Origin of the sequence: Absicoccus sp., assembly GCF_034090965.1 — a bacterium.
GTDB classification, from domain to species: Bacteria; Bacillota_I; Bacilli_A; order Erysipelotrichales; family Erysipelotrichaceae; genus Absicoccus; species Absicoccus intestinalis.
The window spans coordinates 13,226-27,162 of the sequence record NZ_JAXDRQ010000004.1; the positions used below are offsets into that span (position 1 = coordinate 13,226).

General features: G+C 38.4%; 12 protein-coding genes. 4 read left to right on the top strand and 8 right to left on the bottom strand.

The genetic code is table 11. From position 1 onward, the window contains the following. Positions 1 to 32: 32 nt before the first annotated feature. The 7 genes from SOS22_RS00425 to SOS22_RS00455 all read right to left on the bottom strand — a co-directional run bounded on the left by SOS22_RS00425 (position 33) and on the right by SOS22_RS00455 (position 8,185). Positions 33 to 710, bottom strand: a complete 678-nt coding sequence (locus tag SOS22_RS00425) for a 3'-5' exonuclease (protein ID WP_320595979.1) — start codon at positions 708 to 710, stop codon at positions 33 to 35. Positions 711 to 721: 11 nt separating this feature from the next. Next, positions 722 to 1,621, bottom strand: a complete 900-nt coding sequence (gene pfkB / locus SOS22_RS00430; RefSeq protein WP_320595980.1) for a 1-phosphofructokinase — start codon at positions 1,619 to 1,621, stop codon at positions 722 to 724. A gap of 76 nt (positions 1,622 to 1,697) precedes the next feature. After that, the gene (locus SOS22_RS00435) at positions 1,698 to 2,858 is read right to left on the bottom strand and encodes a hypothetical protein (protein ID WP_320595981.1); all 1,161 of its coding nucleotides are present in this window, start codon (positions 2,856 to 2,858) and stop codon (positions 1,698 to 1,700) included. A 20-nt stretch (positions 2,859 to 2,878) separates the two neighbouring features. Further along, positions 2,879 to 3,307 carry a PTS sugar transporter subunit IIA gene (locus tag SOS22_RS00440; RefSeq protein ID WP_320325488.1) on the bottom strand — a complete coding sequence of 143 codons (429 nt, stop codon included), beginning with the start codon at positions 3,305 to 3,307 and terminating at the stop codon, positions 2,879 to 2,881. Then, positions 3,304 to 5,394, bottom strand: coding sequence for a BglG family transcription antiterminator (locus tag SOS22_RS00445; RefSeq protein ID WP_320595982.1), 2,091 nt, complete (start codon positions 5,392 to 5,394; stop codon positions 3,304 to 3,306). The genes SOS22_RS00440 and SOS22_RS00445 overlap by 4 nt, the downstream gene beginning before the upstream one ends. Before the next feature lie 19 nt (positions 5,395 to 5,413). Further along, positions 5,414 to 6,808, bottom strand: coding sequence for a PTS mannitol transporter subunit IICBA (locus SOS22_RS00450; RefSeq protein WP_320595983.1), 1,395 nt, complete (start codon positions 6,806 to 6,808; stop codon positions 5,414 to 5,416). 399 nt (positions 6,809 to 7,207) lie between these two features. Beyond that, positions 7,208 to 8,185 (bottom strand): alpha/beta hydrolase, encoded by a 978-nt coding sequence (locus tag SOS22_RS00455; protein WP_320595984.1) that lies wholly within the window; start codon positions 8,183 to 8,185, stop codon positions 7,208 to 7,210. Between the two features lie 601 nt (positions 8,186 to 8,786). On the opposite strand from SOS22_RS00455, the gene SOS22_RS00460 reads away from it, so the two are divergent. Both SOS22_RS00460 and SOS22_RS00465 read left to right on the top strand, forming a co-directional pair. Next, entirely contained in the window at positions 8,787 to 10,463 is a 1,677-nt protein-coding gene (locus tag SOS22_RS00460) for an iron-containing alcohol dehydrogenase (protein WP_320595985.1), read from the top strand. A gap of 88 nt (positions 10,464 to 10,551) precedes the next feature. Continuing rightward, a complete protein-coding gene (locus SOS22_RS00465; protein WP_320325497.1) occupies positions 10,552 to 11,505 on the top strand; it encodes a sugar-binding transcriptional regulator in 954 nt (317 codons plus the stop codon). A 15-nt stretch (positions 11,506 to 11,520) separates the two neighbouring features. Here SOS22_RS00465 and SOS22_RS00470 read toward each other — a convergent pair whose 3' ends face one another. Then, a complete protein-coding gene (locus SOS22_RS00470; RefSeq protein ID WP_320325498.1) occupies positions 11,521 to 12,417 on the bottom strand; it encodes a class I mannose-6-phosphate isomerase in 897 nt (298 codons plus the stop codon). Positions 12,418 to 12,628: 211 nt separating this feature from the next. On the opposite strand from SOS22_RS00470, the gene SOS22_RS00475 reads away from it, so the two are divergent. Then, positions 12,629 to 13,558: a nucleoside hydrolase gene (locus SOS22_RS00475; protein WP_320595986.1), complete on the top strand. Its 930-nt coding sequence runs from the start codon at positions 12,629 to 12,631 to the stop codon at positions 13,556 to 13,558. Next, positions 13,545 to 13,937, top strand: a 393-nt coding sequence (locus SOS22_RS00480; protein WP_320595987.1) for an ECF transporter S component, incomplete at its 3' end; no start/stop codon positions are given. The genes SOS22_RS00475 and SOS22_RS00480, both read left to right, overlap by 14 nt.

Sequence of the window (13,937 nt, forward strand, 5' to 3'; positions counted from 1 at the left end):
AAAAAGATGGCTTGTTAGCCACCAAAAATTACTTATTTTTTCTGGGAATCATCAAAATTAAATTGACTAAAGTCGATCACATCGCCAATGGTTGTCGGTCGACTTTTTTCTTGATAGTGATATACTTTGCCAAATGTTTTTTCAAACAAATCATCATCTCGCAAGATTTGAAGCAAATGGGCGGTATTTCTAGCATCATCCAACCCATTGTGTAACTTACCTTCAAGCGATAAGCCTGCCACTTGACAGGCATCGGCCAAAGATGTTCGATGATCCATAAATGCAAGACCATCAAATTCCAGTTGTAAATCGGTCCATTGATCGAGCACATAGGTTTCAAACGTATCAAATGCATATTCCTTTAAACAAGCTTCTTGTACGATTTGTTGACGATCACTCATAGACCAAGAAACCATTTCAATTTCCCCATCAAAGTGTTCGATCCATAAAAAGAATGCATGAATGGCGTCTTTAAAGCAAGGTGCCTGTCCAATCATTTGCGTGGTGATACCCGTCAAATGCGTATAAAAATCTTCTACCTTATCATCATATTGTGGTTTGACATAGGTCGCATACGAATCCATTTCTTGATACGTTTCATTCAAAGCAATGGCACCAATTTGAATAATTTCCATCTTGGCATAGAGTCGCTCTTTTTGATAACGATTTGGAATGGCATTCATTTCCAAATCAACAACGATATGTACCATGATCCATCCCCTTATAATGTATGAAAGATCTCATCAATTTGTGCTTTCGTCGCCAAACCCGAATGAAAAGCTGTAGCCGATCCACAGGCCGTACCTAACTTTTGAGCATAGGCATAGTCTTTTTTATCGAGGTATCCCGCAATAAAGCCAGCCACCATCGAATCACCAGCACCAACCGAATTCACGACCGTTCCTTTGCCAACCCCCAATTTGTGGACTTCTCCACTCTCATCCACCAAAATCGATCCATCTCCTGCCATTGAGACCAATACATTTCGTGCCCCCATCGTTTGTAGTTTTCGTGCATAGAAAATAATATCTTCCTCTTTCTTTAATGACACATGGAACATATCGCCCAGTTCGATGTTATTGGGTTTGATCAAGAAAGGATGAAACGATAGGATCTTAAGCAATAAATCTTTTTCCGCATCCACGACAATATCAACATTGGCCGTAATAGCCTCTAAGATCCGATGATACGAATTAGCATCCATGGTCTGGGGAATATTTCCCGACAAAATGATCAAATCTCCCCCTTTGAGTTGAGATACTTTGGCCAATAAACGCGAAAAATCAAGCGCTGTTACTTGCGGACCCATCCCATTGATCTCCGTTTCTTTATCCGATTTCATCTTGACATTGATTCGTGTCCTGCCTTTTTCTACATGTACAAAATCCGTATGCACGCTCATCTTTTGTAATCCATGTTCTAACTCTTCACCGGTAAAACCCGCCACAAAACCTAGGGCAGTTGATGTATAGCCTAATTCAGCAAGAATATTTGAAACATTGATGCCTTTCCCACCATAATACATATGTTCTTCTTTGGTTCGATTGATTTGTCCAGCTTGAAAATGATCCACTTGAATGACATAATCCAAAGCTGGATTTAAGGTTACTGTATAAATCATAAAAGAATCTCCTGTTTTTATTCATTATAATATAAAAAAGCGTTCCTATCACAAGGATAAGAACGCCACATCCTATTTATCGATTGACTGTAATGGCATTGTAGTCATCAACAATGACTTTAAACATACGATCCGATGGTTTTAAACCAACATATTTTTCGACAGCTGCTTCTACACCATTTTCTTTGATGTAGTTTTGTAACTCAACCGCTTGGGCATCGTCTTTATTATAGAAATGCAAAGCATAGGCAACTCCCTTCAACAAGGCTGAATTATCCAAACCATATTTTTCACACATATTAGCTGGACCCATGATACGATCGTTGTAAGAAATCTTACGAATGGGTTCTCGACCTACGCGAGCCCCTTCATCATGTGTTTTTGGATTTCCAAAACGCTTGATGAACATGTTTTCACAATAATCCACTAAAGATTCGTGGGAGAATCCATATTCTTTTTCTAGAGCGGCTGCACTTTCCATAACGGCTGCCCGTACTTCTTTGACCAATTCTGGATCATTTAATACATCTTGGACAATATCTTTTCCATTGGCATAACCAATATAAGCAGAAATCGCATGACCGCAATTGATCATATAGATCTTTCTTTGTAGATGACGATCTAGATCACTTGTATATTCGGCTCCTTTGATTGGTTCATCATCTGGATTGACCAATTTATCTTTTTCAATGGCTAGTTCATAGTTGACACCAATATCAATACCTTTATGTCCATTATGTTCGCCATCGAAAACCATACGGTCTACAGCTGTATTTGGATAAACACCAACTTCATCCAATTCGGCTTGGGTAATTTCACCAGAATCAATCATCGCTTTGACTAAAATATCGGTACCATGCATGGCATTTTCACAAGCCATGACAACCACTTTTTCTTTGCCTTGTCCGACACGAGATTTCAAACCTTTTGCCAAGATTGGTGCAATCTTTGGTAAGTTTGTAGCCATGACCGATGTGGTAATGACCTTCGCTTCATTAATTTCAGCAATGACTTTCTCTGGCTCTTTGATGGAAGAAAGAGCTTCGATATGATCGATCTTCTTTTCTTTATAATTATTTTCGATCTGGAATAAATAATATTCATGATCTTTATTGATCAAATCGACCAATGCATCGACAACATCAACAAACACGACACGATATCCTGTATCATGTAACAATTCAGCAATAAATCCACGTCCAATTTTTCCTGCACCAAAATGTACGGCTGTTTCCATATGTATCCAATCCTCCCTTTTTATTTTCCTGTAAATAATGAATAAATACTATCCACATCCGCTTCCGCAATGGCTTCCACGGCCTCTTCCGAAGAACAATTCATCGCAATATTACTTAAAATATCCATGTGCTCATCACCTTTTCCGGCAATGCCAACCACCAATTTTACCGTTCCTTGATCACCCCATTGAATACCTTGAGGGAAAGTCATGATCGCAATACCCGATTTGATTACTTCAGCATTGGATCCCTCTACACCATGAGGAATGGCCAAACCAAAACCGATATGGGTATTAAATACTTTTTCTTTTTGTAGCATAGCTTCGGTATAAGCCGGTGTGGTATAACCACTCTTGTTCAACATTTCCCCTAATTTTTTAACAATTTCTTCTTTTGGTTCGCTTTTACAATGGGTCAAAATGTTTTCTTTGATTAAAATATCACTCATAGTGTTCTCCTTTTCTGATCAATGACTTGATAAAAATAATTTTGTAGAATACGTTCCAATTCCATCAAAATATCAGCTTGTGTACCCGTTTGTATCGTATGCAAGAAAGATTTCCAAGAAACTAAGGCACTGCTGATGGCACCTAACACATCCAAATGAACCTGGATGTATTCGTTTTCTGGTGCAATCATCCATACAACCGCTTTGGATGGCGATAAACTCGTATGTTGAAATTGTCCGGTCTGCGATTGACAAACCCAAAATATAGGTTTAGAAACACTTTGTGTACGACAATGCAACAAACAGATTTCTAGTTCTGGAATAACTTGAGAACTCAACTTTTCACGCTTGATGATCTTAGCCGCAATGGTTTTTGGATCACCCATCATCTCATTGCTCAATTGTTCCACAAGTTGATCAAACCGAATATCCGCAGGTACCACAAATTGTCGATAATTTGCTAATATTTCTTTGATAGCTATGGCTGTAGAGGCAATTTGATCCATATCTTGTCCCATGCCTTTTTGAATGGATGTTTCTTTATATTCATGAGAATACTCTTCAATTTTTTTTCGAATATGATGAATATCTTCTTCACTCAATAAAGGATTCACATGAACCGAATCCATATGTGGATGCTTGAATTCAAAGGTCGATACGAAAAAATCAATGTCGGATGCTTGATCCATATCATTGGTTCCCAAAGGAACCAATTCTACTGTATCTGGCAAGATCATTCGTAAATTGGTTTGCATCAACCGGGCTAAGCCAAATCCACTGGCACAAACCACACCAATACGAACAATACGAGTATATGTTTTCTTTTCTTGTAAACGCTCCAAAGCTGCACCAAAATGCATGGCCAAGTATCCAATTTCTTCATCTTGGATGGAATAGCCCGTTTCTTCCGTAATGACCTTAGCTGCATCTTTACATTTCGCAAAGACTTCAGGATATTGATCTTTTATATCTTTTAATAATGGATTAAAAATATTCAAATGATTTTGGAGTCGAATCAATACGGGTTGAAGATGAATCAATAAACCTCGTACAAAAATATCATCTTGTTCTAGGTCGTATTGATATTTTGGATCAAATCGTTCAATCATACGATGAACCATTTGAATTTGTTGATCATCAACCTGATCCAAATATTCATCCACCATCATGGTTGTGGAATAATCTTTTTTAGATCCTTGGATATGTACCTGCAAATAAGAAATTTCAACTTGAGGAATTTTGATTTGAAAAGCCTTTTCCATCGCTTTATGGATATTCTTGGCTAATTGTAACGATGCCAAATCTTTTTCATCCGTATTTAACCCTTTTTTCGGTTCGGCAATACCACCTTTTTGAATGCGATCAATACTGATCGCAATATGAATGACCAATGCAACATAAGCATTATCCGTCATTTGTTTAAAATACGGTTCGTCCATTGTATCTAAAGTATCCATCACCTTTAGGATCGTATCTTGATTCAACAAAGATAAGATGCCTGCTTTGGATGGACTTGAAAAAGATTTTTCAAACAATTCCCGTCGTTGAAATCGATCGAGTGAATAAAAACCATCACTATTTTCGTTGATGAATCGATTGACCGCTTCGCGATAATCGATTTCTTTTCCTTCTAGAACGATGCCATAGCCTGGGCGTCGAATGATTTCCAAATGATTTTGGTTCACCCAATCTTGTAAAGATTCCAAATCACTGGCAATGGTTGCTTCACTCACACCCAGACGATCGGCAAATGTAATTAATTTTTGTGGCGTTCGATCTCTTAATAATTCCAACAATAAGTAGCGACGACGCTCTTCAATATTGGTAAAATAAATTTCTTGATCTGCTTTTAATTCATTTTGAAGTGTTTGTTTGTCTTCGCTACTTCCTTGAATTTGAACGCCTATCCGTTTTTTTCGTACTAAAGAAAGATGGTAGGAACGCAAACCATAATCAACTGCTTCCAGTTCTCGTTGGATCGTACGTTTGCTTAAGCTCAATGTATCAGCCAGAGCTTGCTCTTTAACGGGATCCGAACTGTCCAAAAGGATGGATACAATTTTTTGTGATCGCGGTGAAAAATTCATACCAACTCTCCTTTATCTACTAACCTCTGGCTTCTTTGATCTCATTGACCAATTGATCATATTCTGGTGCAGCCATAAAGTTTGTGATCGTGATCAAACGAGCATTTGGTGCACTTTCCTTAGCACGTTCGGCCAGATCTTTATGACATACAACCACTTGTGTTCCTGCTGGTACATCCGATACCGAAGCATGTTGGACATCAATATCCGTCAAGCCAGCTGCCTGCAGTTTTTTCTTCAATACAGCAGCTCCCATGGCACTAGATCCCATACCTGCATCACAAGCAAAGACGATCTTTGTAACTTTGGCCAAATCAACTGTAGTTGATTTGGTTGTTTGTCCTTTGGATTCCGCTTTCATATCAGCCATTTGTGCACTGGCTTCTTCTAAGCTTTGGCCCTTGCCATTGGACATACGAACGATTGGACTTGCGATCAAGAATGATACTCCCGCTGCAATGACTGCACTTAGCAAGACAGCAAAGGTACTTCCTTTTGGTGCCATACCCACAAAAGCAATGATACTTCCTGGCGAAGCAGGTCCTGACAATCCTAGATTAAAAGCAACATTGTAGATCATGGCACTCATGCTTCCACCAATTGTTGCCAATAACAACAATGGATTCATCAAAATATATGGGAAAGAAATTTCATGGATACCACCCAATAAATGGATGATCAAAGCACCGGGTGCACTGGATTTGGTTGTTTCATCTTTTGAGAATAACCAATACGCTAATAAGACACCGGTACCAGGACCTGGATTGGTTTCAATCATAAAGAAGATGGACTTACCAAGTGATTGAACTTGTTCACCACCTAATGGCGTAAAGATACCGTGGTTGATCGCATTGTTCAAGAACAAGACTTTGGCTGGTTCTACGAAAATGGATACCAATGGTAACAAGCCATGTTGTACCAAAATGTTGACACCACCATTTAAGAACGCTAAGATCGCACCCATGAATGGACCAATCAAGAAGAAACCAACAATCGCAAGCAACATACCAAGGATACCAATCGAGAAGTTATTGACCAACATCTCAAATCCAGGCTTGATATGACCATCTACAGCCTTGTCAAATTTTTTGATGATCCAACCACCCAGAGGACCAACGATCATGGCGCCCATCAACATTGTATATTGAGGTTCACCCATGATAACACCAATACAAGCAATGGCACCCATGACCGCTCCACGATCACCAGCAACCAATTTACCACCTTGGTACGCAATCAATAATGGTAAGACATAAGATAAGAATGGGCCGACCATTGTGCTTAATTGTTTATTAGGCATCCATCCTGTATCAATAAATAAAGCAGTAATTAATCCCCAAGCAATGAAAGCCCCAATATTCGGCATGACCATTGCACTAAGGAAGCGTCCGAATGATTGAATTTTTGATTTCATATATCTTTTTCTCCCTATCTGTATTCAAGTTTTTTGTTTCCGGAATCCTCTCTTGAATTACAGGTTCATTATAAAAAAGCTGAAAGCGTTTTCCAATCTTTAGAATTTTGAATTTGTCATTTTTAAAAGTGACAAAACTAAATAGTTGAATTATGCTTTATATAAAGCATAATTTCTCTTTTGAATACATAAAACTTGAATTTTTTTCCTCCCTTCTTTTTGTGGTTTTATGTATGAATGAAGTCATTCTATTATTATTGTATAGACTTCATATGGAAAGCCGGATCCTTTCCATGCTTCAGCTCATTTATCGATATAGATTTCTCTTCAATCATTATAAACCATTTGAAATTTTAATAATATATTTATATTTACTTATTATAAATTATATAGACATATTTATATATTATTAACTCGCTTAGCAATCTCATCAATACAATCTTTGGCTTGTTCCAATTGACCAATGCGATCAAAAAAGCCATGATCTAGCCCTTCATAATAAAGAACTTCTACTTTAGGCAATCGTTTTTCAAAAATCTCATTACAAATGCGATAGTAATCAAATTCGGCCTCAATCATCAATACTGGTGGGAAATGGGAAAGATCTTCTATATATAAAGGCGATATATTTGGATCTTTTACATCTTTCTGCTTCGGTACATACATTTTTTTCATATCCATCGAAAGATTTCGAAACCGATATAAACGATTCATGATACGATCTTTCTGTGTATCCGCCATTTCATAGAAATCATAATTCCAATGGTATTCTGTCTCATCATAAGTTGCTACATCCAAGGCAGCATAAATCAAGATGCCATAATCAATGGCATGCTTTGTATCTTGAGCCATACAACAAGTGGCTAAATTGCCACCTGCACTATCCCCCATGATACAGATATGGTCATAACCTAATGTCTGGATCCAATCTAAAATGCCCATACAATCTTCAATGGCACCTGGAAACATCGTTTCCGGCGATAAGCGATATCCAATGGAAATCACCGTTGCCTCACTTGTTTGTGCCATGTATTTGCATTGCGCATCTTTGGATGCGATGGTCCCCGAAAGAAAACCACCACCATGAATATAATAAATCACATTTTTCTTATCGCCTGCCGTTTGATACATACGTACAGGAACATAATGATCGCTAACCCAAATATTACGATCTAGAATATCTATAGGAACAGAGGAAATATCCTCACCCATTGCTAGGGTACTTCGAGCTCCCAATACCGACACCTCACTAGGGTCTGAATCATATCGATCATAAAAATCCTCGTGAATGATCTTTGGCAACTCACGCTCATAAACTTTCTTTTCGAAAGCATGGGCTCTTGTTTCTTCTAATTTTGGTTTAATGATCTTCTTCATGTATTTCATTCTCCTAATAGATAACGAGCGGTTTGCGCATCGGTAATCAAGACATTGATATACGAATGCCAGCTCTACGAATCATTCAGACGTAATGTCTATGTCTTTATATATGGATTATATCCCTTCTATACTTGCTCCAAGCAAAAAAATTAACTAAACATTTAGTATCGCAAGATTATGGTGTACTCTTTTCAAAATTCTTTTCTTATCAAGTGCTTACATACATATCTCTTTTAATTTCAAACGTATTTTATAGATACATCATCAAAAGACTATATATCTTTTCCTAATTTGCATCTTATTCATAACGCAAATATTTTCATACAGACCTAATTATGTAAATAAAATCATTATATATTTTATTTTGAAAATATATATCATTATATTTATTTCGATTTTTAATATACTTTTATAATTACTTTTGTAATAATATACAATTATTAATTGCTTTTATTCGTTATTTTTAACATCTTTTACGATTTATTGTTAATATTATCGCATTTTTATATTGACTTATTAAATATCCCTACATATAATGAAATCGTAAAAATGATACAGAAATAAAAATACATTTCATTTATCTCAAGGAGGGTTCGTTATGAAAGACATTCTAAAAATGGATATCAGTGAAATGGTTGATTTGGACTTTGATTGTTCATGTGGGAAACATCATACATTCCCTGTCCATGACATCGACATTAAAAAAGGAGCCATCAATGATCTACCAAAAATAGCAGCTCCTTTCAAAGATTCTTCAATCTTGGTCGTATTTGACAACAACACCTACGAAGTAGCTGGTAAAAAAGCGGTCGAATTATTAAAAGCAAACGGCTTCAAACATGTTAAAGAATTATTATTTGATGTTGGCGACGATATTCTTTTGCCTGATGAAAAAACATTAGGACGTATCGTACAAGAAGAAGATCTGGACTGCAAACTGGTGATTGGTGTCGGATCCGGTGTGATCAACGATTCTTGCAAATTTGTTACTTCTCGTACCAAATTACCATACATCATTGTAGCCACTGCACCTTCCATGGATGGATATGTAGCGGATGGAGCCCCAATCATTTCCCATGGCTACAAATATTCTCCTCTTGCCCATTTGACCTATGGTTTGATTGGTGATACCGACATCTTAAAAACCGCACCCCAAGATTTGATCCAAGCGGGTTTTGGCGATGTAGTTGGCAAGATCACCGCATTGACCGATTGGGATCTAGCCGTCAAAGCCAATGGCGATGACCGCTGTGACACTTGTGTCCAATTGGTCGATAAAGCGCTCGATAAATGTTTCTCTAGCGTAGAAGGCTTGCCAAAACGCGATCCCGAAGCTTTAGGAAATTTAATGGAGGCTTTGACCATCAGTGGTGTTGCCATGGGCCTTGTCAATATTTCTCGCCCCGCCTCTGGAGCTGAACATATGTTGTCCCATTATTGGGAAATGGATTTCATCGCTCGGGGCTTGAATCCCAATCATCATGGCATTCAAGTCGGTGTCGCAACACCAGTTATTGCTCGTATTTTTGAATTATGTGAAGATATCTTACCGGCTGGAGTAATGGATTGGTGTGCTTCTCCTGAAGAAATCCGAGCTTTATTGAAAAAAGGCGGGGCTCCTACTTCACCAAAAGAGATTGGAATTGAAAAAGATTTGTTCCATCGTAGCATTTTGGAAGGCTATAAAGTACGGCCTCGCTACTCCATCTTACAATTCGCCAAAGATCATGGACGCTTAGAAATCATTGCCGATGTATTAACCGAAGAAATTTATGGCAATGCAGAAAATATCGATTATTCATCATTATTTAATAAGGAGGAAAGAAAGATGAAAATTGCATTTGGATGTGACCCTAACGCAACCGATTTTAAGAAAGAATTAATGGAATTCACAAAAGAACTGGGATATGATGTTGTCGATTATGGCAGTGATGATCCCATCTATGCCAACGTAGCCTTCAAAGTAGCCAAAGATGTGGCTAATCATACTTGTGATCGTGGCATCTTATTATGTGGAACGGGAATTGGTGTATCCATTGCTGCCAATAAAGTGAAAGGTGCTTATGCTGCATGTATCCATGATGTGTATCAAGCCCAACGTGCCGAATTGTCGAACAACGCCAACATCATTACAATGGGAAGTCAGATCATTGGCATCAACTTGGCCAAAGAATTAGTGAAAGAATATTTATCTTGTACTTTTGATACAAATAGTCGTTCCATGCCAAAAGTACAACGCATCATCAATTACGAAAACGAATCGATTTCTGCTTGATCAATCGTAGAGGAGAGTTCAACTCTCCTTTTTTTATTGTTTGATATTCGATAATTTCGTATAATTTCTTTAAAAAGGAAGTGTCCGCATGAAAAAAGTGGTAGATGATATTCGCTTGATGACAAAAATTAGCGATATGTATTATAACCAAGGCATCAATAAACAAGATATTGCCAAACAACTGCAAATTTCTCGTCCCATCGTGATTCGCATGTTGAAATCAGCACAAGACCTTGGTATTGTTGACATTCATATTCGGAATTTAGATTTGATTCATCATTGGGATCTAGAAAATGAATTACAGAAAAAATTTGATTTGAAAGAAGTCATCATCGTTGACCAACAACCAACTTCGGAAGCTTTGAAACAATCTTTAGGAAAAACTGCTTGTCAATATCTTCACTACAACATCAAAGATCAAGATACCATTGGCATTTCCATGGGAAGTACGCTTTATTATATGATTGAAGCTATGCAACCCATTCAAAAAGACGTCACCATTGTTCCTTTGATTGGCGGACAAGGAACCGTTGCCAACAATCTTCACTCCAATTCTTTGGCTCATGTCATGGCTGATCGATTGAGTGGGCAAGCCATATCCTTGCTTGCTCCGGCCCGTGTAGCCAATCGTCAGCTGCAGCAAGGCCTACTGAAAGAAGAAAGCATTGCCTCGGTATTGACCTATGGCAATCATTTGGATATTGCGATCGTTGGTATTGGTTATCCCAACGAAAAAGAATCTTCGATCATGGCGACGGGTAACTATAAAGAAAACGAAGTTGAAGAACTATTAAACAAAAAGGTAGCTGGTGAAGTAAACATGCAGTTTTATGATATCGAAGGCAAAACCGCCCCCTATAAATCCTATAACAATGTGGTCGGTGTCAATATTCACAAGCTAAGAAAAGTTCCTCTTTCCATTGGCATTGGTGGTGGCATAAAAAAAGCCAATGCCATCAAAGGTGCCATTGCCGGAAAATACATCAATGTTTTGATCACCGACATAACTTGTGCTCAAAAACTCATCGATGGCGAATCCTAAGATCCGCCATCTTTTTTACTCCATTTCTCGCCAATACGGATTTGGCGTAGCCAAGATACAATCCGCATGCCCATCGATCGAAATCGTTTCTTTTGGCATCAATAAAAGACTTGTTCCTGGTTCAACCAAAGTATTATCCACCAGAATACGGCCCGATAAGATCGTGCAAACGGCTGCTATTTCACTCGGATTGGAAACACGATCTTGCACATGTTTATGAATCAGATCAAAAGCATAGAATGCAGCATGTCGCCCTGTAGAAAAGGTTTGTTTGATTTCTTTGTTTGTTGGAATCATGGTCGCTAACGCTTTTTCAATATGTAACTCACGCTTGTTTCCTTTTGCATCTTTTCGATCATGATCGTACAAACGATAGGTAATATTCGTCGATTGTTGGATCTCATAAATCAAAGCACCATGCGTCAAAGCATGGACAGTACCTGCTGGCGTAAACAACAAGTCATTGGTTTTTACAGGATATTTCTTTAATACGTGATGAAAATCTTTCTTTTCAATGGCTGCTTGAATCGACTCTTTTGTTCCTTCGACATTTTCTGCATAGACCCATCCCTCTTTGGGCGCTTCAATAAAATACCAAGCCTCACACTTTCCATACGGCTTATTTTCATGGTCCTGGGCAAATCCATCGGTTGGATGCACTTGGATGCTGACATCGAATTTAGCCGCATCAAAACTAACCATGATTGGATATTCTTCGTTTGGCAATAAACCAAAAGCAGCTGGATCCTTTTGGATCAACGATCGCAATGTTGTCTGTCCGATTGGATTATCAATTCCTTCAATTGCCGCACAAGAATAAACAATTCCCGTGTGTTTACTTGTAGCTCCATACGCTTGTAGACGCTCATCACCCCAAATTTTATCCATTGAAATTGGCTTTAAGATATACATATCTACTTCCTCATTTCTATTATTATATCTTTCATAAATATTGTATCTTTTCTAAAAATGGGTTACACTCTTCATACAAAAGATTCCAATTTTTTGTACAAAAAAGACAACTGGTTTTGATTGACCTCCCAGTATAATCATAGGCAACACTTTTTATGTTGAAAAAAAGTACCCGTCTATGACTTGGTACTTTTTTTAGTTAGGAGCGAATATGAGAAAAGTAATCATTGATTGTGATCCAGGCATTGATGATGGCTTAGCTTTGATGTTGGCCTTAAGTAGTCCGGAAATCGAAGTCATTGGCATCACGATCGTATGTGGCAATACCCCGGTAGAGATGGGGTTTGACAACACCAAAAAAATTCTAAAATTCATGGATCGATTGGATATCCCCATTTATAAAGGAGCGACAAAACCTTTAAAAAAGCCGCCTGTTCATGCCTTAGATATCCATGGTGCCGACGGCTTAGGAGAAAGCTTTCTAGAGGCGGTCCCAGGCTATGAACAAAAAATTCATGCGATCGAATTTTTATCCAAAACATTAAAACAAGACCCCTGTACCGTTATTGCGATTGGCCCAATGACCAATTTGGCCCAGCTCATTGACCAAGATCCATCAGCTTTTGATGCCATCGACACTTTGGTTTCGATGGGCGGCACCTATCAAGCGCATGGCAATTGTTCCCCTGTCAGTGAATACAATTATTGGGAAGATCCAGAAGCCGCCAAAATCGTCTATGCCCATGCCCAAAAGATCCATATGATTGGCTTAGACGTGACGCGACAAATTGTATTGACTCCTGAAATGCTGGATACATGGGAAAAGAAAAATAAAAAAGTGACCGACTTTATTCGTCAGATCACTCAATTTTATTTTTCCTTCCATTGGCACCAAGAACATATAAAAGGATGTATCATCAATGATCCATTAGCAGTTGCCTATGCGATCGATCCAACCCTCTGTTCTGGTTTTGAAGCCTATACCGACATTGAAACCGATGGCATTACTCGTGGTGAAAGCGTTGTCGATGCCTATGATTTTTATCACAAACCAGCCAATGCCAAGATCCTGACCCAAGTGGATGTAGCCCGCTTTTTTACGGAATTTGAAAGTCGAGTGATCAATTATGAAAAACATTAGTACCTATCATATTTGTGCCATCGCTTTTGCGATCGTCATCAATATCATCGGAGGACAAATTGCGCTTCTGTTGCATTTACCCATCTATCTTGACAGCATTGGGACTTTCTTCATTGCAGCTATATGCGGCCCCATCTATGGCATGCTCCCCAACGCTTTGAGCGGTGTCGCTATGTGGATGTTAGGTGATGTCTATTCCCTCTACTATGCTCCCGTTGGTATCTTATTAGGCTTATTGACCGGCTTGCTCTTTCATCGCACCAATAACGTTTTTTTGACAGCCTTATGGATCACTTTACCTACTTCTTTGGTGAGTGCTTGTATTACCGCCATCTTATTCGGCGGTATCACCTCGAGTGGATCGACCGTATTCGTACAG